This window comes from Pigmentiphaga litoralis, assembly GCF_013408655.1.
Lineage (GTDB): Bacteria > Pseudomonadota > Gammaproteobacteria > Burkholderiales > Burkholderiaceae_B > Pigmentiphaga > Pigmentiphaga litoralis_A.
The window spans coordinates 455115-476228 of sequence record NZ_JACCBP010000003.1 but is presented as its reverse complement, the minus strand read 5'-3'; the positions used below and the strand labels follow the sequence as shown (position 1 = coordinate 476228).

Annotated in this window: 21 protein-coding genes; 5 read left to right on the top strand and 16 right to left on the bottom strand. The window is 62.1% G+C overall.

The window, feature by feature from the left end; translation table 11 throughout:
* Nucleotides 1–22: 22 nt before the first annotated feature.
* The 4 genes from flgE to flgB form a co-directional block, all read right to left on the bottom strand.
* Entirely contained in the window at nucleotides 23–1258 is a 1236-nt protein-coding gene (gene flgE / locus HD883_RS26475; RefSeq protein WP_179590023.1) for a flagellar hook protein FlgE, read from the bottom strand.
* Nucleotides 1259–1333: 75 nt separating this feature from the next.
* On the bottom strand, nucleotides 1334–1996 hold the full coding sequence (locus HD883_RS26470) for a flagellar hook assembly protein FlgD (protein ID WP_179590024.1): 663 nt from the start codon (nucleotides 1994–1996) through the stop codon (nucleotides 1334–1336).
* A gap of 9 nt (nucleotides 1997–2005) precedes the next feature.
* The gene (gene flgC, locus HD883_RS26465; RefSeq protein WP_179590026.1) at nucleotides 2006–2416 is read right to left on the bottom strand and encodes a flagellar basal body rod protein FlgC; all 411 of its coding nucleotides are present in this window, start codon (nucleotides 2414–2416) and stop codon (nucleotides 2006–2008) included.
* A gap of 11 nt (nucleotides 2417–2427) precedes the next feature.
* A complete protein-coding gene (gene flgB, locus HD883_RS26460; protein WP_179590028.1) occupies nucleotides 2428–2844 on the bottom strand; it encodes a flagellar basal body rod protein FlgB in 417 nt (138 codons plus the stop codon).
* Between the two features lie 174 nt (nucleotides 2845–3018).
* On the opposite strand from flgB, the gene flgA reads away from it, so the two are divergent.
* From flgA to HD883_RS26445, 3 genes are all read left to right on the top strand, one after another.
* Nucleotides 3019–3714, top strand: a complete 696-nt coding sequence (gene flgA / locus HD883_RS26455) for a flagellar basal body P-ring formation chaperone FlgA (RefSeq protein WP_179590030.1) — start codon at nucleotides 3019–3021, stop codon at nucleotides 3712–3714.
* Nucleotides 3715–3806: 92 nt separating this feature from the next.
* Complete coding sequence (flgM, locus tag HD883_RS26450; RefSeq protein ID WP_306456329.1) at nucleotides 3807–4112, top strand: flagellar biosynthesis anti-sigma factor FlgM; 306 nt, start codon at nucleotides 3807–3809, stop codon at nucleotides 4110–4112.
* Nucleotides 4112–4480: a hypothetical protein gene (locus HD883_RS26445; RefSeq protein ID WP_179590034.1), complete on the top strand. Its 369-nt coding sequence runs from the start codon at nucleotides 4112–4114 to the stop codon at nucleotides 4478–4480. The genes flgM and HD883_RS26445 overlap by 1 nt, the downstream gene beginning before the upstream one ends.
* Nucleotides 4481–4669: 189 nt before the next feature.
* Here HD883_RS26445 and HD883_RS26440 read toward each other — a convergent pair whose 3' ends face one another.
* The 12 genes from HD883_RS26440 to flhD form a co-directional block, all read right to left on the bottom strand.
* On the bottom strand, nucleotides 4670–5389 hold the full coding sequence (locus HD883_RS26440; RefSeq protein ID WP_179590036.1) for an RNA polymerase sigma factor FliA: 720 nt from the start codon (nucleotides 5387–5389) through the stop codon (nucleotides 4670–4672).
* Between the two features lie 51 nt (nucleotides 5390–5440).
* Nucleotides 5441–7018 carry a flagellar biosynthesis protein FlhF gene (gene flhF, locus HD883_RS26435; RefSeq protein ID WP_179590038.1) on the bottom strand — a complete coding sequence of 526 codons (1578 nt, stop codon included), beginning with the start codon at nucleotides 7016–7018 and terminating at the stop codon, nucleotides 5441–5443.
* 50 nt (nucleotides 7019–7068) lie between these two features.
* A complete protein-coding gene (gene flhA / locus HD883_RS26430; protein WP_179590040.1) occupies nucleotides 7069–9156 on the bottom strand; it encodes a flagellar biosynthesis protein FlhA in 2088 nt (695 codons plus the stop codon).
* Nucleotides 9153–10325, bottom strand: a complete 1173-nt coding sequence (gene flhB / locus HD883_RS26425; RefSeq protein ID WP_179590042.1) for a flagellar biosynthesis protein FlhB — start codon at nucleotides 10323–10325, stop codon at nucleotides 9153–9155. Before flhB ends, flhA begins: the two co-directional genes overlap by 4 nt.
* Nucleotides 10326–10550: 225 nt before the next feature.
* On the bottom strand, nucleotides 10551–12431 hold the full coding sequence (locus HD883_RS26420; protein WP_257022696.1) for a chemotaxis protein CheA: 1881 nt from the start codon (nucleotides 12429–12431) through the stop codon (nucleotides 10551–10553).
* Complete coding sequence (gene cheZ, locus HD883_RS26415) at nucleotides 12428–13261, bottom strand: protein phosphatase CheZ (protein WP_179590044.1); 834 nt, start codon at nucleotides 13259–13261, stop codon at nucleotides 12428–12430. The genes HD883_RS26420 and cheZ overlap by 4 nt, the downstream gene beginning before the upstream one ends.
* Complete coding sequence (gene cheY, locus HD883_RS26410; RefSeq protein ID WP_179590046.1) at nucleotides 13261–13656, bottom strand: chemotaxis response regulator CheY; 396 nt, start codon at nucleotides 13654–13656, stop codon at nucleotides 13261–13263. The genes cheZ and cheY overlap by 1 nt, the downstream gene beginning before the upstream one ends.
* Entirely contained in the window at nucleotides 13646–14608 is a 963-nt protein-coding gene (locus HD883_RS26405; protein ID WP_179590048.1) for a chemotaxis protein, read from the bottom strand. Before HD883_RS26405 ends, cheY begins: the two co-directional genes overlap by 11 nt.
* Before the next feature lie 44 nt (nucleotides 14609–14652).
* Complete coding sequence (gene motB / locus HD883_RS26400) at nucleotides 14653–15567, bottom strand: flagellar motor protein MotB (protein WP_179590050.1); 915 nt, start codon at nucleotides 15565–15567, stop codon at nucleotides 14653–14655.
* A gap of 30 nt (nucleotides 15568–15597) precedes the next feature.
* A complete protein-coding gene (gene motA, locus HD883_RS26395) occupies nucleotides 15598–16458 on the bottom strand; it encodes a flagellar motor stator protein MotA (RefSeq protein ID WP_179590052.1) in 861 nt (286 codons plus the stop codon).
* A gap of 115 nt (nucleotides 16459–16573) precedes the next feature.
* Nucleotides 16574–17131 (bottom strand): flagellar transcriptional regulator FlhC, encoded by a 558-nt coding sequence (gene flhC / locus HD883_RS26390; RefSeq protein WP_179590054.1) that lies wholly within the window; start codon nucleotides 17129–17131, stop codon nucleotides 16574–16576.
* 64 nt (nucleotides 17132–17195) lie between these two features.
* Nucleotides 17196–17504, bottom strand: a complete 309-nt coding sequence (gene flhD / locus HD883_RS26385) for a flagellar transcriptional regulator FlhD (RefSeq protein WP_179590768.1) — start codon at nucleotides 17502–17504, stop codon at nucleotides 17196–17198.
* A 353-nt stretch (nucleotides 17505–17857) separates the two neighbouring features.
* Between flhD and HD883_RS26380 the strand changes: the two genes are divergently transcribed.
* The gene (locus tag HD883_RS26380) at nucleotides 17858–18955 is read left to right on the top strand and encodes a sensor histidine kinase (RefSeq protein ID WP_179590056.1); all 1098 of its coding nucleotides are present in this window, start codon (nucleotides 17858–17860) and stop codon (nucleotides 18953–18955) included.
* Nucleotides 18956–19298: 343 nt separating this feature from the next.
* The gene (locus tag HD883_RS26375; protein WP_179590058.1) at nucleotides 19299–20849 is read left to right on the top strand and encodes a flagellin N-terminal helical domain-containing protein; all 1551 of its coding nucleotides are present in this window, start codon (nucleotides 19299–19301) and stop codon (nucleotides 20847–20849) included.
* Nucleotides 20850–21114 lie beyond the last annotated feature (265 nt).

Genomic DNA, 21114 nt, shown 5'->3' with positions numbered 1-21114 from the left:
GGGAGGCGTTTCCTGGCTTGCGTTAACGCAGGTTGACGATGGTCTGCATGATCGAGTCTTGCGTCTTGATCGTTTGCGCGTTGGCCTGGTAGCCGCGCTGCGCAGTGATCATGTTGACAAGCTCGGCCGTCAGGTCGATGTTGGCTTCTTCCAGCGCGCCGGAACGTACGGTGCCGAAGTCGCTGCTGCCCGGCGAACCCAGACGCGGCGTGCCCGATGCCGCGGTCTCGGCAAAGTTGTTGCCGCCGATGGACGCGAGCCCGGTCGGGTTGTTGAACATGCCCAGGGCAATCTGACCCTGCACGCGCGACTGCTGGTTGGAATAGCTGGCGAGCAGCGAGCCGGTCTCGTCGATGCTGAAGCCGGTCAGGCGGCCGGACGTGTAGCCGTCCTGCGTTTGGGTGTTCGTGCTGAAGGCCTGGCCGGTCTGCGTTGTCTTCGACATGTCGTAGGTGAACGTCAAATCGGCGGCGCCCGTCGTCATCTGGGCAGCAGGAATCGTGATGGTGGGCTGCAATTTATCGACGTTGCCGTCGATGGACATCAGCTGACCGCTGGTGTTGAACTGCATGCTGGCGACCTTTTTCGCTTCGCCGCCGTCGAATGAGTAGTACGTGTCCCATTCACCCGCGTCAGTCTTGCGGTAGTACACCGACAACAGATGCGAATTGCCAAGCGAGTCGTACAGGCTCATCGAGTTCGCGTCAGTGAAAGTGTCGGAGTTATTCTTGTCGAACGCGACGTTGTCGGCAATTGCCGGCTTGCGCGAATCGAGGATCACGCTTTGCGTTGCCTTGGTTGTTGCCTTGGCTTCGATCGAGTTCACGACGAGCTGCAGGGGCTGTGGCTGCGCGGTGACGACCTGGCCGTTCGCGTTGACCGAATAGCCGGTCAACTTAAGGCCTTCGGCGTTGACAAGATAGCCGGCGTCGTCGCGATGGAATTGCCCGTTGCGGGTGTAGACGGTCGCGCCCTGGCTATCCATGCGGAAGAAGCCGTTGCCCGAGATGGCGACGTCGTACGGATTGCTCGTGGTCGTGATGCTGCCTTGGGTGAACTGCTGCGTGACTGCCGCCACCTTGGTGCCGATACCCGACTGCGATGCTGTGGACTGGACCACGCTGGCCGCGTACACGTCAGCAAATTCGGCACGGCCGCCCTTGAAGCCGATGGTGTTCGCGTTCGCAACGTTGTTGCCGATCACGTCGAGGTTCTTTGCGGCGGCGTTCAGTCCGCTCAGTGCTTGTTGAAAGCTCATGATGTGCCTTGCGTAAGTAGGAGGTGCCGTTCGCCGCCTGCGACGAACCTTGGCATGATCGGTGTGAAAGTGGACTTACCAGACCTGGTAGACGTCGGCCAGGTTGATCGAGGCGCCCTTGGAATCGAGCACGACCGTGCCGTTGGACGACGGACGCACGGCGGCCACTTCCTTGACGTCGAGCGTCGCGGCCTTGGCGGACTTGTCCGCCTGCGTCAGCATGACGTCGAACGTGTAGGCGCCATCGGGCACGGTCTTGCCATCGGCGGTCTTGCCGTCCCATTCGAAGGTGTGCGTGCCAACCGTATTGCCTTGAAGCGGCAGGGTCGCCACGACGTTCTTGTCCTTGTCGTAGACCTGCAGCTTCGCGCTGTCCGCATCGGCAGCTACCGTGTAGCCGATGGTGCCCTTCCCTTCGTCGAGGGTAAGCGTGTTGCCGGTGGCCAGCACCTGGCGGCCGATCAGCGACGTGGCCTGCGTTGCTTGCAGCGAACCCATGCTGTAGCCCAGCCACTGCATGGTCGTGTTGAGCTGGCTGATGCCCGTCACGGTACTGATCTGCGCCATCTGCGAGGTCAACTGCGCGTTGTCCAGCGGATTCAGCGGATCCTGATTGCGCATCTGCGCGGTCAGCATCGTCAGGAAACGATCGGACAGTTCCTTGGCGCTGGTGGCGGCAAGGCTGGACGTGGACTGGTTATCGGTACTGCTGACGTTGGAAACGTTCGAAACGGCCATGGTGGGTCCTTAGCTGCCTAGCGACAGCGTTTTTTGCATCAATGTCTTGGCGGTGTTCATGACTTCGACGTTCGTCTGGTACGCCCGCGACGCGGCGATCATGTCCACCATTTCGTCGACGATCTCGACGTTGGGCATGCTGATATAGCCTTCGCCATCGGCCATGGGGTGTTGCGGGTCATACAGCCGCTTGGCAGGCGCCGGATCCGTCATGACTTCGCGGACGCGCACGCCCTGCCCGCCCGAGGCGGCGCCTGGCACGAGGTAGGACTCGAACACTACCTTGCGAGCGCGATAGACTTCGCCATCGGGGCCGCTGACGCTTTCGGCGTTGGCCATGTTGCTGGCCACCGTATTCAGGCGCTGGCTGTTCGCGGTCAGCGCCGAGCCGGCGATTTCGAATGCCTTGTTGAGGGACATCGTCGGTTTCCTTAGTTGCCCTGGATGGCGCGCTGCAGGGTCTGGATCTGACCATTCAGCATGCGCAGCGACGCGTCATACCGCATCGCGTTGTCGGTGAACTGGGTGCGCTCCAGATCGGGGTCGACGGTGTTGCCATCGATCGCGGCCTGGGTGGGCGTGCGGTATTGCAGGGCCACGGGAATGCCGACGCTGCCATCGCCGCTCAAGTGGCGGGTGTTGGTCGTCGCCATCTGTACCGGCGGGACGGACGGCCCGTTGCCGGCACCCGTGGCAGATCGCAAGGCATCGCTGAAATTGAAGTCCTGCGCCTTGAAATTGGGCGTTTCGGCGTTAGCCAGGTTGGCGGACAACACTTCCTGGCGCTGCGCGCGCAACTCGAGCGATTGCGCGTTGAAGCGCAATTCATCACTTAGACGGCTGATCACGAGGACTCCACGACCGGGTGGGACAGAGGATGGAAACTTTTCCAGACGTAACCATTATTCGGGGTGGGGTTGAGGACTAAACCCGGAGTAAGCCTCGTTTTTCAGTGCTGTTTTCATCTTGGCGAATCAGGGTGCACGGTAGAGTGCTTCATCGTTGATGAACCGGAATGCCCGATGACACGCACCCTCTTCTTTCTTGTGGCCCTCGCCCTGGCGTGGACCACAGGGGTGAACGCCGCGCCCGCGCAAGGCGGTGCCGCCGCGCAGGCCGAGCAGATGCTGCGCGAGCGGGTCGAAGCACAGGCTCAGGCCCTGGGTGCACGGATCGAAATCGCGCTGGGATCCGTACTGGACGACCGGTTGTCCCGTGCTCCGTGCCAACCTGACGTTTTTCTGCCACCGGGAACGCGCGTGTGGGGAAAAACGTACATCGGACTGCGCTGCGCCACGCCCAACTGGCAGGTCAGGGTGCCCGTGGACGTCGCATTGATCGTTTCCGTTCCCATGTTCGTGCGTCCCATGGCTCCGGGTTCCGTGGTCCAACCCGGCGACTGGACCTACAGCGACGTGAACATGGCCGCCTGGCCACGCGGCGTGGTAACCGACGACAAGGCGCTGGCCGGGTCCCGGATCGTCCGGCAGGCGCGCGCGGGCGAACCCATCCCGCCAGACGCCCTGCAGTCCGGCGCCCGCATGGCGTCAGGGGATCCAGTGCAAGTGGTCTTGATCGGGCCGGGTTTCACTATCAAGGCAGCCGGCAAGCTTCTTCAGCAGGCCACCCCCGGCCAGTCCACGCGCGTGCAACTGGAGTCCGGGCGCACGGTGGCGGGCACCATGCGCGACGGCCGCGAGATCGAGGTCAACCTGTAACACCGGTTTTAGGCCAGTGCTAAAGTTTGGGCAGGAAGAGCCGATAAGGCTAGATATCGTCCGAAGCTGGACATTCAGTCCTCTTCCCGGACATGCCTGGACGGAGTTACATGGTGAAAATCACACAAAAGGGTTCGCCGCCAGTCAACCTGACCCGCAACGAACCAACGGAAGCCCGGACGCAAGCCGCGTCCTCGCCATCCACAGCCGCAAGCGAATCCGTGCATCTTTCGAAGCTGTCGAGCCGCCTTGCCGGCACCAGCGCCGGAGAAGCCCCGGTCAATCTGGAACATGTTGAACGCATCAAGACGGCGATCAGGAACGGCGAGTTCCACGTGAACGCCGAAGCGGTTGCCGACAAGATGCTGGAAATCGAACGAGACACGTTGGGACGTTAATGACGCTGGACGCTTTTTCCGTGCTTCTTGACCGCTTCGCCGCGGCAAGCGCCACGCTGACCGGACTGGTGCACACCCGCGACGCGGACGGCATTCAGCTCGCCAGCCGCAAGCTGGCCGACGCCACGCTGGCCTTGCAGCAAGCCATGCCCAAAGCGGTTGTGCAGCTGCAACACTGCTCCCCCGCCATCCGTGAAGCCTTCACGGTTCGCCTGGAAGCTGCCGCGCTGGATTCCAAGGTCGGTGCAGAACTGTCAGATATCCAGGCCGCATCGGCCACCAGCCGTCTGGCGTTCCTTGCGCAAGCCAGCGGCGCGGACCTGTCCTACGCGAACAATGGCCAGCTGGGATTGGGCGCGCGTTACTGATTACTGACGAGCCGGATCGCAAAGCCGACCGAGCCAGACCAAGCCAGACCGGACAAGGTAGGCCAGATCAAACAGGCCAGATCAAACCGGCCAGACCCAGCAGGCCAGACCCAGCAGGCAGACCCAGCACCAAAAAAAAGCGCCCGATTGCTCAAGGCGCTTTTTTTATTCCTTCCTACGGCGATCGTTCTACTTGCCCCAATCCTTGAGCTTGGTGCGCAACCGCGCGACCGCCTGGGAGTGCAGCTGACAGATACGCGACTCGGTCACGCCAAGCACCACCGCGATTTCCTTGAAGTTCATTTCCTGTTCGTAATACAGGCCCATGACCAGCTTTTCACGTTCGGGCAGACGCTCGATGCCCGTGACGATAGCTTCGCGGAACCGGCGATCAGACAGGCGTTGATGCGGATCTGCCGTCCGGTCGACGACATGGCGGTCCAGATAGTTGTCACTGTCTTCGCCACTGTCCATGTCTTCGTAATAGAACAACTGCGCGCCACGCGCGTCGGCCAGCATTTCCTGATACTGCCCCAGCGGCACTTCCATCTCGGCAGCCATTTCGGCATCGGACGCACCCCGGCCCAGCTTGTGCTCGGCTCGCTGCATGGCGCCTTCAATCTTGCGCTGCGTCTGGCGCACGCTGCGGGGCAGCCAATCGCCACGGCGCAACTCGTCGAGCATTGACCCCTTGATCCGCTGGGTGGCATAGGTTTCGAACTGGGCGCCCAGGCCTTCTTCGAACCGGCCCAGGGCATCCAGCAGCCCCATCATGCCGGCCTGCATCAAGTCTTCGATCTGTACGCTGGCAGGCAAGCGCGCAACCAGGTGATGGGCCATGCGGCGGACCATCGGAATGTATTGCTCGATATTGTCCTGCCGATCGAGCACGCCTTCACGGGTATACATACGCGTCACCAAATAGAGTCGGGCCGGGGCCGACGTCACACATCCCGGACATCAAACGCTCGCCGCGTGCAGGCTTGCACCGGCCGCCGAAGGCATGCATGCCCAGTCGAGCTCATTGGCATTCAGTGCGAACACCGGCGAATGACGCGGGCGCAAAGCGCGATGCACCAGCACCGGTGCATTGGGCACGTGCAGGTCATCGGGAACGCGCTGCCCGTTGGTCACGAATTGCAGCTGCACGCGATGACGGATGGCCGCGTCGAGCACGCCGCCCACACGAACCGCTTCGTCCAGCTTGGACATGATCAGCCCAGCCAGTCCGCCCGCACTGTACGCCTGGACGATGTCTTCGGCCTGCTCGGCATGGGTGCCGCCGGGCATAACCAGGATCCGCTTCACGCCGGAGACATTCAGCGCGCGCAGGTGATCGCTCATGCTGTCGTCACGCTGGCTCATGCCGGCAGTGTCGACCAGCACGAGACGACGGTCACCCATGCCTGCCAGGATCGCTTCCAGATCAGAGGCGCCCCGTGCCGCATAGACTTCCACACCAAGAATCTGGCCGAAGGTGTGCAGTTGGTCGACCGCGCCGATGCGGTGCTGGTCGGTCGTGATCAGGCCAAGCGCCGCCGCGCCGTACTTGACGACGCAATGAGCCGCGATCTTGGCCGTGGTGGTGGTCTTGCCCACGCCGGTCGGGCCGACGATGGCAAAGCGGCCGCCGCGCTCGACCATCGTGTCAATCGGGTCGACCGTAGCCAGGTTGCGCGTCAGCACCGTCGCCAGCCAATCATCGGCGCGGTCTTCGTTCATGCCTTCAGGCAGGTGGGTCACCACCGTACGCGCCAGTTCCGGCGTGAAACCGCCATCGACCATCTTGCGCCACAAGATGCGGCGTGACGGATCGCGTTGGGTCGAATCGCGCCAGGCCAGGGCGTCCATCTGATGCTCGAGCCAGCCGCGCATCGACCGCATTTCGCTCATGATCGGTTCCGAGACTTCGGAAGCCAGCGCGGCACGGTCCCCGTCATCCAGGCGCGTGGTGGCCGAGGCCTGCGCGCGCGCACTGGCGTCGGCGGTGTGAATGTCTGCCGCGCGGGGCAGGCCCATGCTTTCACGCATCTTGCGTTCGGATTCCGACGGCACCGTCGCCGAAGGCGGGACCGGACGGTGTGCGGGCACGCCGCGGGGCTCTTCGACAGCTGGCGCCGGTTGGGCGTGGCTGGCGTATTCGTTGCGTGCCGAACGAACGACATGCGGGATCTGGCGCTCGGGCAACTGGGGCCAGCGTGCCAGCGGCAGGTCGCCCGGCTCGGGCGGATAGCCTTCCGGCCGGTCATGTTCGGCCAGCACGCGCGCTGCGGGCGACAGGCGCACGGGCTCGTCTTCCATCGCGTCCCACAGGTTCGAAGCGGCCAGCGGCGAGGGCTCGTACTGCGGCGCGCGCGTCTGCATCTGGGCCGGAGCCGGCGCAGGTGCTTCCGGCATCGGCTCGCCTCGCGTACCGATCACCTCCACCCCGCCGGCCGTGCGGCGCGTGGACACGATCATCGCATCGGGACCCAGCGCTTCGCGCATCAGGCGCAGGCAGTCGCGGGTCGAGGCAGCAACGAATTTACGGAATGTCATGAGTCAGTTTCCAGCTACAGCGGTGATGGAGCAAACGCGGCGGGTCATGGCTAGCGCCCACCCAGCGTCATGGCCACGCGAATCAGACGCGACTCCGGAATTTCGGAATGCGCCAGAATCTTCAGGCGGGGCACGGTACGGCGAAACAGTCGGGCAAGGCCCAGGCGAAGGCGGTCGGGAACCAGCAGCGCGGCGGGCTTGCCCAGCGCGTCCATCTTGTCGACGGCAGCCGACGCTTCGTGCAGCAGGCGCTCGGCCAGCATGGGTTCGATCGCGCCAAGCTCGCCCGGACGGACACTGGTGTTCTGCAGGATGCGTTCGAGTTCGGGGTCCAGCGCCAGCACTTCGGCATCGCCCGTCGAACCGAAGATGCCCTGCGTGATGGCCCGGCCCAGGGCGACCCGCACGGCGCCAGTCAGTTCGGCCGGGTCCTGCGTGCGGACCGCGTGTTCGGACAGGGTCTCGACAATGCTGCGGAAGTCGCGGATATGGACGCCCTCGTCGAGCAGGGACTGCAACACCCGCTGCAGGCTGGCCATCGACATCAGCTTTGGAACAAGGTCTTCCAGAATCTTGGGGTTGGCGCGCGTGAAATGATCGACCAGCGCCTGCAGTTCGCCGCGGCCCAGCAGTTCCGCCGCGTGGGCATGCAGCAAGTGCGAGAGGTGCGTGGCCACCACGGTGCTGACGTCAACCACCGTATAGCCGGCCGCCTGCGCCTGTTCGCGGGTCGTGGCATCGATCCACAAGGCAGGCAGACCAAATGCCGGATCGCGGGTTGGCGTGCCCTGCACTTCCCGTGTGACACGGCCCGGATTGATGGCCAGCGAGCAGTTGGTCTGCACCTCGCCTTCCCCGATCGTCACGCCCTTAAGCGTGATGCGGTAGCCACCCGGACGCAATTCCAGGTTGTCGCGAATATGGACCGCCGCGGGCAGGAAGCCGACGTCTTGCGCAAACTTCTTGCGCAGGGCCTTGATGCGCTTGAGCAGGTCGCCGTCGCCTGTCTTGTCGACCAGGGGAATCAGGCGATACCCCACTTCAAAGCCCACGGTATCCACGTGACTGACGTCATCCCAACTGGCTTCCTGGGCTTCGGCGGGCTCGTTCGGCACGACGGGGGCTATGGCGGCGGCCTTGGCGTCAGCCCGTGTGCGCGCCAGCTTCCACGCCAGGGCGCCCATGCAGGCGGCGAGCAACAGGAACGCAAAGTTGGGCATGCCGGGAATCAGCCCCAGCATGCCGATGATGCCAGCGGACAACGCGAGGGCCTGCGGCGTGCCCAGCAACTGCCGGCCTACCTCGGTACCAATGTCTTCGCCTTCACCGACACGAGACACGATCAGGCCGGCGGCGATCGATACCAGCAGCGCCGGAACCTGGGCGACCAGGCCGTCACCGATGGACAGCAGCACGTAGTTGCGGCCGGCTTCGGCAAAGCTCAGGTCATGTTGCGTCACGCCGATCAGCAGGCCGCCGATGATGTTGACGAACAGGATCATGATGCCGGCGATGGCATCGCCGCGCACGAATTTCGAAGCACCGTCCATGGCGCCGTAAAAGTCGGCTTCGCGGGACACGTCGGAACGGCGCTGGCGCGCCGTGGCTTCGTTGATCAGCCCGGCGTTCAGGTCGGCATCGATGGCCATCTGCTTGCCCGGCATGGCATCCAGGGTGAATCGCGCCGACACTTCCGCGATCCGGCCGGCGCCCTTGGTCACCACCACGAAGTTGATGATCACCAGCACCAGGAAAACAACCACGCCCACCGCAAAATTGCCGCCGACCAGGAAGGTGGCGAACGCCTCGATGACCTTGCCGGCTGCGTCCGGGCCGCTGTGCCCGTGCAGCAGGACAATACGCGTCGATGCCACGTTGAGCGACAGGCGCAGCAGTGTCGTCACCAGAATGACGGTAGGGAAAACGGCGAAGTCCAGCGGGCGCTTGGTGTACGTCGACACCAGCAGCACGAGCAGCGAAATGGCAATGTTGAAGGTGAACAGCAGGTCCAGCATCCACGGTGGGAGCGGGAGCAGCATCATCCCGAGCACGAGCAGGATGAATGCCGGCATGCCCATCTCGCGCAGTTGCGAGGTGCTGAAGACCAGGCCGCCTACCTTGATCGAACGCGCGTTCATCGACGGCCCCGCAGGTCAACCGGCTCATGACCATCCATCGGGTCCCAGCCATCGGGCACTTCAACGGGCTGCAGTTCGGGCATCGGGCCACGGACGTGGTCGCGCACCTGATAGACGTAGGCCAGCACCTGCGCCACGGCGCGATACAGGGCGGTCGGAACTTCCTGCTCGATCTCGGCGTATTTGTGCAGGGCCCGCGCCAGTTGCGGACTTTCGACACGGAGCACCCGGTGCTGGGCCGCAATCTCGCGGATCCTTGCGGCCACATCGTCGGAACCCTTGGCAACGACGCGCGGGGCGCCCATGCGGCGGTCGTCGTACTTGAGTGCGACGGCGTAGTGGGTCGGGTTGGTCACCACCACGTCGGCAGTCGGCACGGCCTGCATCATGCGCGCGCGGGCACGCTCGCGCTGCAACTGCCGGATCTTGCCCTTGACCTGGGGATCGCCTTCCGATTCCTTGTTTTCCTGCTTGGCCTCTTCCAGCGTCATGCGCAGCTGCTTGTGATGCTTCCACCACTGCAAGGGCACGTCGGCGGCTGCAATGATGAACAGCGCGCCGGCCATTGCCAGCGAATGGCTGGACAGCAGATTGCCAAGCGTGAACAGCGCTTCGGGCTGCGATGGCAGCATGAGGACAAGCCATTCCTGCACGCCCTGCCACACCAGCGCGCCAGCGATACCGCCGAGCACGACGACCTTGAGGATGGACTTGCCAAGCTCGCCCAGGCCGGCCATCGAGAAAATGCGGCCAAGTCCCTTGAGGGGCGACAGACGGGAAAAGTCGGGGGTCAGCGCCTTGCCTGACAGCAGAAAGCCGCCCAGCGCCACCGAACCGACGACGCCGGCGAGCATGCCCGCGACCATGATGGGGGCCGTCACCAGCAGGCCCGCGCCAATCAATTCGTAGACAGCGTTGACGAGGACAGCGTCATCACGCGTGCTGGACGCCATGCTGGCGGCGGTGACGAATGAGGTTTTCATCCAGCCCATCGCCTGCTCGGAGATGTGGCCGCCCGCGATGGCCACTGCGCACACACACGCGAACGTGGACAGCGCGCCAGACAGATCGCGCGAACGAACGACCTGGCCGTTCTCACGTGCCTGATCCAGCCGCCGTTGGGACGGGGCTAGGGGTTTTTCGTTGTCGCTTTCGTTGCTGTCTGACACGGTGTTCCGGAATGCCTGATAACGGCTTGAAGGAAGCCGCGACACGAGAGACGCGGGATTAATCCTTCAATACGTAACCCATTATTTCCGTTACGCGTAACAGGCAAAACGATGAACAGACAGCGGAAACCGGGGCTTATCCAATGAGCCGAATGGCTGGCGGACCCGCGAATGACCGCGACCGGCTCCGCGCCCTTGCAGAGCGCGGTCCGGCGCGGGTTGACGTCAGAACAGACCGTCGAGAAGTTGCTTCATTTCCAGCACCAGCACGAGCGTGCCGTCGCCCGAAAGCGTTGCGCCAGCGACACCTTTCGGATGGATGCCTTCCAGCGGCTTGATCATGACCTCGTCCTGGCCGATGAAACCATCGACGCCAAGCACCAGTTGCCGGTCGCCATAGGCCAGCACCACGGCCAATGTCGGCGGCGCCTTGCGGGCGCGTCCCAGCAGCACCGCCAGATCGATCACGGGCAATACTTCACCGCGGATCGTCATGGCCTGCGCGTTGCCGACGTTGTGCATCTCTTCCTGGCGGAGCGGGATGATTTCACGCACGGCGGACAGCGGGATCGCATATGGCTGATCGACAAGCTTGAGCATCAGGACAGGCAGGATCGCCAGCGTCAGTGGCAGCGACACCACAATGTGCGAACCCATGCCTGGGGACGATTGCAGGTCAATCTGACCCTTGAGCTTTTCGATGTTCGTCTTGACGACGTCCATCCCGACACCCCGGCCCGACAGATCGCTGACCTCGGCGCGGGTCGAAAACCCCGGCAGGAAAATCAGCTTCAGGCACTGCGAGTGGTCAAGCAGCGACGCTTCTTCGGCACTGATGACACCCTTTTCCACCGCCTTGCGGCGGATGTGTTCGGGATCCATCCCGCGCCCGTCATCGGACACTTCGATCACGATCGAGTCGCCCGTCTGCCGCGCGGACAGGTGGAGCTTGCCGCGGGGCGACTTGCCGACCGACCGGCGTTCCACCATCGTTTCGATACCGTGGTCGACGGCATTGCGGATCAGGTGGACCAGCGGATCGTTCAGTTCGTCGAGGATGGTCTTGTCGACCTCGGTCTCGCCGCCAGTGATGACCAGCTCGACATCCTTTTCAAGTTGCCGCGCCAGATCGCGAGCGAGGCGCGAGTACTTCTGGAACACGCGGCCGACCGGCTGCATCCGCGCCATCATGACCGCGGACTGCAGGTCGGACACCAGCGTATCGAGCTGGCTGAACACGACGTCCAGCGTCTCGGTGATGTCGTCATCAGCGCGGTTGGCCACGAGGGCGTCGCGCAGGCAGCTCAAACGGTTCTTGGTCAGGCCGATTTCGCCCGACAGGTTCAGGATCTGGTCGAAACGCGCCGTATCGACACGAATCGTAGAATCCTTGACAACGGCCGTCGCCGCGGGCGGCGCCAGCATGTCGGCACGGTACGGCTTGGCGGCCTGCTTGGCGGTGGGAACACCTGCAGGCGAGCCTGCAGCGGCCTGCGCACCGGCCGGGGCCGGCGCAGCGCCGGATGCCGGAACGGGTGCTGCGCCAGCCCCCTGCCCTGCCACCGCCGGCGGTTCGCCGAAGGCAGCGCGGTAGTAACCCAGCCAGTCGGGCTCGTTGTGGTCCAGCGCCATCACAGGCGCCATGTGCGGCTCGATGCTTTCAGCCACGATGCCGCGCAGCGCGCTGGTGTCGACGGTCTCGCCGCGTGCGGCTGCTTCAAGTGCCAGCAGCAACGCTTGCGGCGCCGCTTCGGGCATGGTGCCCCGTTCCATCTCGCCAAACATGCGGCGAACTTCACCCGTCGCCGCCAGGATCAAATCCATGATTTCCGGGGTGATCACCAGCACGTGACTGCGCAGCAGGTCGAGCAGGTTTTCACCGCGATGACACAGTTCGACCAACGGCGTCGCATCAAGGAAGCCCGCGCCGCCCTTGACGGTATGGAATCCGCGGAAGACCTGGTTCAGCAACCCCGTGTCGTGGGGCCGCTGTTCGAGGTCAAGCAGACCGATATCGACGTCATCGAGCAGATCGGACGCTTCCGTCAGGAAATCTGACAGCAAATCCTGCATTTCGGCAAAGGCGGACACTATCTTCTCGCTCAAAAACCCAGGCTTTCCAACAGGTCATCGACCTGGGCCTGATCCGTGACGATATCGTCACGCCCTGATGTGTCGACCACGGGACCGTTCATCCATTCGCCATGGGCGGCCGGACGCTTGTCTGCGGGGGTGCTTTCGATCAGCAGCATGACCAGCTGTTCTTCGAAGTCCTGAGCCAGCTTGAGCACTTTCTGGATGACCTGACCCGTCAGGTCATGGAAATCCTGCGCCATCATGATGTCGGTGAACAGCGCTTGCGTGGCCTGGGAATCCTGGGCCGAGCGGCGCAGATAGGCGTGCGTGTCGCTTGCCACCTGCTTGAACTCGTCGACCGACAAGGTCCGTGCGTACAACTTGGTCCACTGGGCGTCGAGCGCCGACGCATCGGCTTCGACGCGCGACTGGATGTCGTGGCCCTTCTCGACGTTGGACAGCGCGCGCTCGGCGGCTTGCCCGGTCAGGCGGGCAATATAGTCCAGGCGCTGACGGGTGTCGGGCAGCGAATTGACCGCCTGCTCGACTTTCTGGTGATACCCCAGCTCGCGCAGCGCGTCATGCAACTGACGCGTCAGCGCGCCCACGCGTTGATAGAACTCGGCCTGTTCGGCTTCGCCCAGTTCACCGGAAGCGATGCCAGGCGCGTTGCCCGCGGCATGGCTGGTGACGTTGCTGGCGGCACTGCTGCTGGCAGCCGGTGCCGAGACGGCTACCGGCGCGGCTGGCACTGCCGCCGCTGCGGACGGGGCGCTCTCGTCGTTGATACGTGCAAGAGTTTCGGACGAGATCTGATCGAACAACGCTTCGAGGTCTTCATTGTCGCGGGCGTTGGCCATCACGCGCTCCCGTTCATTTTCTGGACGATTTTTGTCAGTTTGTCTTCGAGCGTTGCCTTGGTGAACGGCTTCACGATGTAGCCGTTTGCGCCAATCTGCGCCGCGAGGACGATGTCTTCTTTCTTGGCCTCTGCCGTCACCAACAGGACAGGCAATTTCTTGAGGTTGTCATCGGCGCGAATCTCCCGAAGCAGCTCGAAGCCGTTCATGTTGGGCATGTTGATATCGCTGACAACGAAATTGAAAATTCCGGTGCGCAGCTTACCCAACGCGATCTGGCCGTCTTCGGCCTCGTCGGCGTTGTTGTATCCCAACTCTTTCAGGAGGTTGCGGACAATTCGCCGCATCGTCGAGAAGTCATCGACGATGAGGAACTTGAGATCGTCAGGCTTCATTTGCTCCCTTTCTAGCCTTTACGTGGGTGAGTTGAGCGGCGATCATAGTAGACAGCTCGGTCGGGTGGAACTTGGCCACGTAGGCGTCAACGCCCACTTGCTGACCCAGCTTCTTGTTCGCGACAGACGACAGCGACGAGTGCATGACGACGGGAATGCCGGCAAAGCGCGAGTCGGACTTGATGTGGCGCGTCAGGACATAACCGTCCATTTCCGGCATTTCGGCGTCAACCAGGATCATGCCGAGCGACAGGTCGAGCGGAATCTTTTCGGCGTCGCAGCGCGCAGCGATGCCCTTCAGCTTGTCCCACGCCTCGGCGCCGTTGATGGCGTGCTGGTGCGGCAGGCCCATCCGGTCAAGCACTTCGGTGATCTTCTTGCGTGCCAGCACGGAATCGTCGGCAAAGAACACGTTCGATTTGATGTCCGCGTCGACTGGCAGGATCTCGGTCGGGATCTTGTCTTCGCCAATCACCGACGCCAGGATCTGTTCCACATCCAGGATCGAGACCAGCTTGCCGTCGGCCAGCTCGGTCAGCGCCGTCATGAACGTCATGTTGCTGGTGGGCATCGACTGGGGCGACTTCACCTTTTCCCAGTCCACACGAACGATACGGTCCACGTCCGCCACCAGGAACGCCTGGGTGTGGCTGGAAAATTCCGTGATCAACAGCTTGGTGCGCGGGGCATCGATCTGCATGTTGATGGCGGTTGCCAGGTCGATCACGGGCAGGATCGCGCCACGCAGCGAGATGATGCCTTCCACACCACGCGGGACATTCGGCGTCTTGGTGATGGCAATGGTTTCGCACACTTCGCGAACCTTGAACACATTGATGCCGAATACTTCATTGCCGCCCAACGAAAACAGCAGCAGTTCCATTTTGTTGGAGCCTGCCAGCCGCGCTTTTTCGTCGACCATATCCATCAACCGATTGTCACCGGCACCCATGATCTTCCTCCAAACCGACCGGGTTGCCCCGGCCTAAATAATGATTAACGTGCGTCCGTGGTCGCGGAGACGCGCCAGGGTGCCCCTTCAACTTCCAGTGCTTCGGGGATGGCTGGAACATCGGCCGAAACCCCGCCTTTCTTGAGGAATTCTTCACTGCGTTTGTTCAGCACCACGATACTGATGCGCCGATTTTGCGGTGCACGGGGATCGACTTCGGTAAACGGCACGGAATCGGACAGGCCGACGACCCGCAACGCCTTGGTCGGATCCATGCCGGCCGACAGCATGGTGCGGCGCGCCGCATTGGCTCGGTCAGCCGACAGTTCCCAGTTGCTGTAGCCTGCGTCGCCGCCGGCATAGGCCGTCGCGTCGGTGTGACCGGAAATCGATAGCTTGTTGGGGACGCCGTTCAACGCGCGGGCCAGTTCCGCCAGAATGATCTTGCTGTAGTCCTTGAGCACCGTCTTGCCGGTGTCGAACATGGGACGATTCTTTTCGTCGACGATCTGGATCCGCAATCCTTCGTCGGTAATGTCCATCAGGATCTGGTCCTTGAACTGCTTCAAGGTCGCCTGCCCTGCAACCAGGCTTTCAAGCTGGGTCTTGAAGGATTCCAGCTGACGCCGTTCGCGCCGCTCGAGGTCGGCGTCGGCGGTCCGGTTGTGACCGACAGGACGGGTCAGGTCACGGCCGCCGGCGTTCATGATCGTGGCCGGGTCGCCCGCCACCTTGCCAGATGACACCGTCAGTTTGATCGGGGTCTGGAAGTAGGTAGCGATGCCCTTCAGGTCGGCTTCCGCACTGGTGGTGAGCAGCCACATCAAAAGGAAAAAAGCCATCATTGCCGTAACGAAGTCGGCGTACGCGATCTTCCACATGCCGCCGTGATGGGCGGCATGGGGACGCTTGCGAGCGCGTCGAATGATGATGGGCGCAACGCCTTCTTTGGCTGCCATGGTGATCTCTGGTCGATCGGTCGGCTGCCGTCAGGCGGCCGACTTTCCTCGGACGGTGTCTTCCAGTTCGGCGAAGGTGGGGCGCTCGGTGGAAAACAGGACCTTGCGTCCGAACTCGACGGCAAGGGCGGGGGCATATCCATTCAGGCTGGCCAGCAAGGCCACCTTGATGCATTCGAATTGCTTGCCGCTTTCGCTGGCTTTCTGTTCGATGACCGACGCCAGCGGTCCGACGACGCCGTAGGCCAGAAGAATGCCGACGAAGGTGCCGACCAGCGCCGCGCCGATCTTTCCACCCAGGATGGCCGGCGGTTCGCCGACCGAGCCCATCACGTTCACCACGCCCATGACGGCGGCGACGATACCGAAGGCCGGCAGGCCGTCGGCGATACGCTGGATGGCGCCGGCAGGAATCAACGCTTCGTGATGATGCGTGTCGATTTCCTGGTCCATGAGGGCTTCGAGTTCAAGCGGATTCAGGTTGCCGCTGACCATCAGGCGCAGGTAATCGGTCACGAACTCGATCAGATGGTGATCGGCGAGCAGAGTCGGGTATTTCTGGAACAGGGGGCTGTTGGCGGGTTCTTCGACGTCGGCTTCGATCGACATCAGCCCTTCGCGCCTGACGCGGTTCAGGATTTCGTACAACAGGGCGAGCAGGTCCAGGTAGCGTTGCTTGCTGAACTTGGAGCCATGGAGCGTCGTGGGCAGGGACGCGAGCGTGGCCTTGACGACCTTGCTGGAGTTGCCGCATACGAAGGCACCAAGGGCTGCACCCGCGATGATCAGAAGTTCGAAGGGCTGGAAAAGCGCGCCCAACGAGCCGCCGTGCAGCGCGTAGCCGCCCAGTACCGACACCGCAACGATGATGTAGCCAATAATGACGAGCATGCGCTCGCACTCCTAAAAATCCCTTCGCCACAATCCGCGCGAAGTCCTAGTCCCGTTTTCGGCAGGCTGACAGGAATCTTGAGTGCGTTACACGCAAATTCGCGTAATTGACGCCCTACGCTTCGACCGACACGTCGGCGTCGGACAAGGTGCCCGCCTGCCGCGTCTTCCCCGCACGCGATGGCATATGGCACAGGCCGCACACATACTGGTGCGCGAGTTCGAAGCTATGCGTGACGAATTCACCGCTGCAGCTGGTGCAGCGCGTCATGCCCAGCATTCCGGCGTCAAAGAAGCGGGTCAGGCGCCAGGCGCGAGTGATCGACAGGACTTCCGGCATGCCGAGCTGCACCACTTGCTCGCGGTATAGGCGATAGGCACGGATCAGGGATTCCACCGGCGTCAGCTCGGGGAGACCGCACTGATGCTTGTAGATGTTCATGAACAACGAGGCATGGATGTTTGGCTGCCAGGTCATGAACCAGTCGGTGGAAAAAGGCAGCATGCCCTTTGGAGGCGATTTGCCTTTGATCTCCCGATAAAGGCGGAGGAGACGCTCTCGAGACAGCGTCACTTCGGACTCCAGCACCTGAAGACGCGCGTCGAGCTGGATAAGCTCGCACGCGATCTCGATCTGGCGAGCTTCGGACAAGACGCTTTTAGCGCGAGTCATGGCAGATCCTGACTTACGAAAAGAGGGATGGCGCGGTTAAATGGCGCCATGCAGTCGACGCGGATCAGGCCGCGGCTGCCGTACGGCTCGCCATCAGGATGGCGGCATGCATGCGCGAGGGGGCATCATCGCGTTTTGGCGTGGCCAGGAGATTCCAGACCAGGGAGTCGTCAAAACGGAATCGGGCGAGCAACATGGTGGTCGACGCGATTTTGATCAATTGGGCGGTTGTCAGTGATTCGACGAGGTCGCCCACTTCGGACGAAAGGCCCAAACGAAACAGCGCTTCGGCCCGATCAATGCGCAGCATTTGTTGTGCAAGCAACAGATATGTCAGATTGGCATCACGAATTTCGGCATTCAATCGCGACATCGCGGAAGACTCCGGCGCAGCGCCAGCGTTGAGGCTGACAGCATCGGCGATTTCAAAACTGGCGTTCATCGTGTTCCCTTGATGGAAATGTCCATCACAACTAGTACTGCGGCTTACGCCACTGCGCTACCATCCAAACTGGAGCGGTGGACATAGAGCAAATTATCAGCTCGAACCACAATTCCCTGAAGTAGAAGAGGGATACTCCTTACGTCTACCTAATTAGTCTGGTGGTGTAGGAATTAATCCGACACAATCAGTTTCACTTGTTTCATTTGAATACGAATTCAATGCGGGAACTCGCCCGGCCGCTTGCGGCTGAATCCTCTGCCCCACCGGAAATGAAGCAAGGCATGCTTGAAGCCCTCTTCAAATCGATGCCTGCAGCCACCTGGATCGTTGATCTGTCAGGTCGCTACAGCTACGTCACGGACACGTACGCCAAACTGGTGGGACGTACTGCGGACGAGTGTATCGGGCGGTCAGTCGACGAGGTGATGCCCCCTGCCCTCGCCCGACTGTATGCATTGCGACATAAGCAGTTGCTTGAAAATCGCGCGCCAAAACGATTTGAACAGATATGGCCAGTGCGGGGCGAGCCACGGTGGTTTGAAATCCACATGAATTGCCTGCTTGACGAGACGGGCGAACCCATGGGCGTTGCCGGCTACGCACAAGACGTGACGCAGCATATGGAGCAACAGGAATCCGCGCGCCGCGTTCAGGAAGGGCTGGAAAAGCGTGTCGCCCAGCGCACGCAGCAATTAAGCGTCACGAATGAAGAACTGGAAGCCTTTTCCTATTCGGTGTCCCACGACCTGCGAGCGCCCCTGAGCAATATCGGCGGGTTTCTTGGCCTGCTGCAAGAAAACTTCGCCGACCAGCTGGGACCGACCGGAAGTGAATATGTGCAGCAGATCGCGTCCAACGCAGAAAGAATGAATGGCCTGATTGGCGACCTGCTGCAACTGGCTCGCGTCAACCAGGGCGGGCTGCTTCGGGCGCAGGTGGACCTGACGCAAATGGTCGAGGAAATACTGAGCGGACTTGCCGCGCAGGACCCAGGCCGCCAGGTCAAGATCGTTTTGCCAAATCCGACCTATGCGGACTGCGATCCTGGTCTGATGCGCGCGGCGCTGGTGAATCTTCTCAGCAACGCCTGGAAATTCACGGGTCGGGTCGACCATCCCAGAATCCAGTTCGGCTGTTTCGTTCGCGGGACCTTTCCGGTGTATTTCGTCCGCGACAACGGTGCGGGTTTCGACATGAAGCACGCTGACCGCATGTTCGGTGCCTTCCAGCGCTTCCATCGCGAAGCGGAATTTCCGGGTACGGGCATTGGCCTGGCGACTGTGAAACGGGTCATTGGACGCCATGGCGGACAGGTCTGGGCTGAAAGCGCGCCTGGATTGGGCGCCACCTTCTATTTCACGCTCGATACGCCCGACTGACCGGCGACATTTCCCCTGATTGACGCGCTGCCGCCACGCAATGTGGCGCGCCTGACGACACGGTCGTCTTTTTTTGCGTGTGTATTCATCGCCTTGAAACCCGCGCCAGGCCGTGATCTGCACGAATTCAAAAAACTTTAGGGCTTTTTTATCAGTTTAAATTCGCTCGCCGCCTAAAGTTTCAAATCGCCCCCCCGTTAATTGCATCATCCAGGCCGCGACACTTCGCAGATCCGCTGGCCAAAAGGGCAAATCGTTAAGTGGGTGCTTCCACGCAACGGATGCATAAAGTGGGCACACACGCCCGAAACTGAAATATGACTAACCCCCAGGGAGATACGTCATGGCACAAGTCATCAATACCAACATCGCTTCGCTCAATGCTCAGCGCAATCTGAACTCGTCGCAATCGGCCACCACGACTTCGCTGCAACGCCTGTCGACCGGCCTGCGCATCAACAGCGCGAAAGACGACGCAGCCGGCCTGGCCATCTCCGAGCGTATGTCCACGCAGATCAAGGGTCTGAATCAAGCCGTTCGCAACTCGAACGACGGTATCTCGCTGGCCCAGACCGCTGAAGGCGCCCTGCAGCAGATCGGCACCAACCTGCAACGTATTCGTGAACTGTCGGTTCAGTCCGCCAACGCGACGAACTCGGCAGACGACCGCGCCGCACTGCAGAAGGAAGTTGCCCAGCTGTCCTCCGAAATCGGCCGCGTGGCCAAGGACACGTCGTTCAACGGCACGAGCCTGATTGACGGCAGCTTCACCAGCAAGGCCTTCCAGGTCGGCGCCAACCAGGGCCAGACCATCAGCATCAACGGTATCGCCAACGCCAATGTGAACGCACTGGGTTCGTGGACCAGCAAGGACACGACGGCTGCAGTGGGCGGCGTTGCACCGGTGGGTACGCCTACCGCTGCTGTCAGCGGCACCGCAACCCTGAGCGCAGCGGCACTGACCGCACCCGACGCCACGACGTTCGACTACGCTGCCAGCAAGATCACTGTCAACGGCACCGCCATCGACCTGGCCGCCGTGACTGCCGGCACCGACAACACCACCGCACGTACCGCGATGGTCGCTGAAATCAACACCAAGCTGGGTGCAGCCGGTATCCCCGGCCTGACCGCAGCCGTGACCGGTGGCGCAGGTGCTGAAGTCATCACCTTCTCCAACTCGGGCAAGAGCGAGTTCTCGATCACCGGTGACAACTTCGCCGGCACGCTGACCGTCAAGGCAGCCACGCCAGCCAAGAGCGATTTCGCAGCCATCGCTGGCGGCGGCATCACCATCAACGGCAAGAACATCGGCCCGATCGGCGCCACCAGCAACGCAGCGTCGCGTCTGAGCACCGTTGCCAGCGCCATCAACAACCTGTCGGCCGACACCAACGTGACGGCAACCGTCGACGCAGGTCGCCTGAAGCTGACGTCCACCAAGGGCGACGTGGTTGTGGGCGGTACCGCCACTGCCGCGGACATGCTCAAAGAAACCGGTCTGGTTGCAGGTACGTCTGCTGCCGGCGGCACGAACATCGCTGGTTCGACCTCCTTCGCCAAGGGCACGGCACAAGTCGGCTTCGCCAACCTCGACATCTCGACCGTCGACGGCGCCGACAACGCCATCCTGGCGATGGACGCCGCGCTCAAGAGCGTGAACGAGTCCCGCGCTGACCTGGGCGCGATCCAGAACCGCTTCAGCTCGGTGGTTTCGAGCCTGGAAACGACGTCCGAGAACTTGTCTGCTTCGCGCAGCCGGATCCAGGACACCGACTTTGCTGCAGAAACCGCGTCGCTGACCCGCGCGCAGATCCTGTCGCAGGCTGGTACCGCGATGCTGGCCCAGGCCAACTCGCTGCCGAACAACGTGCTGACGCTCCTGCGCGGATAAGTCACACAGCGTTCCTGGACCGGCGCATTCGACCGTTCCTGAAAACGATAACGGCCCGCATGGAAACATGCGGGCCGTTGTCGTTTTCAAGCCAAAGTACGAATTGAAGGTGCTCCTGACGAATTTTCCGCCAATTGCGTAGCGTGCATTCGCTGTCCTGGAGGTCCGCGCCAAACGTTGATCTCCGCGACGCCGTGAAAAATTTTCAAACACTGGCCTCGCGCCGTGTCCAAGTTTTCAAAGTGCCACCCGTTAATTCCTTTAT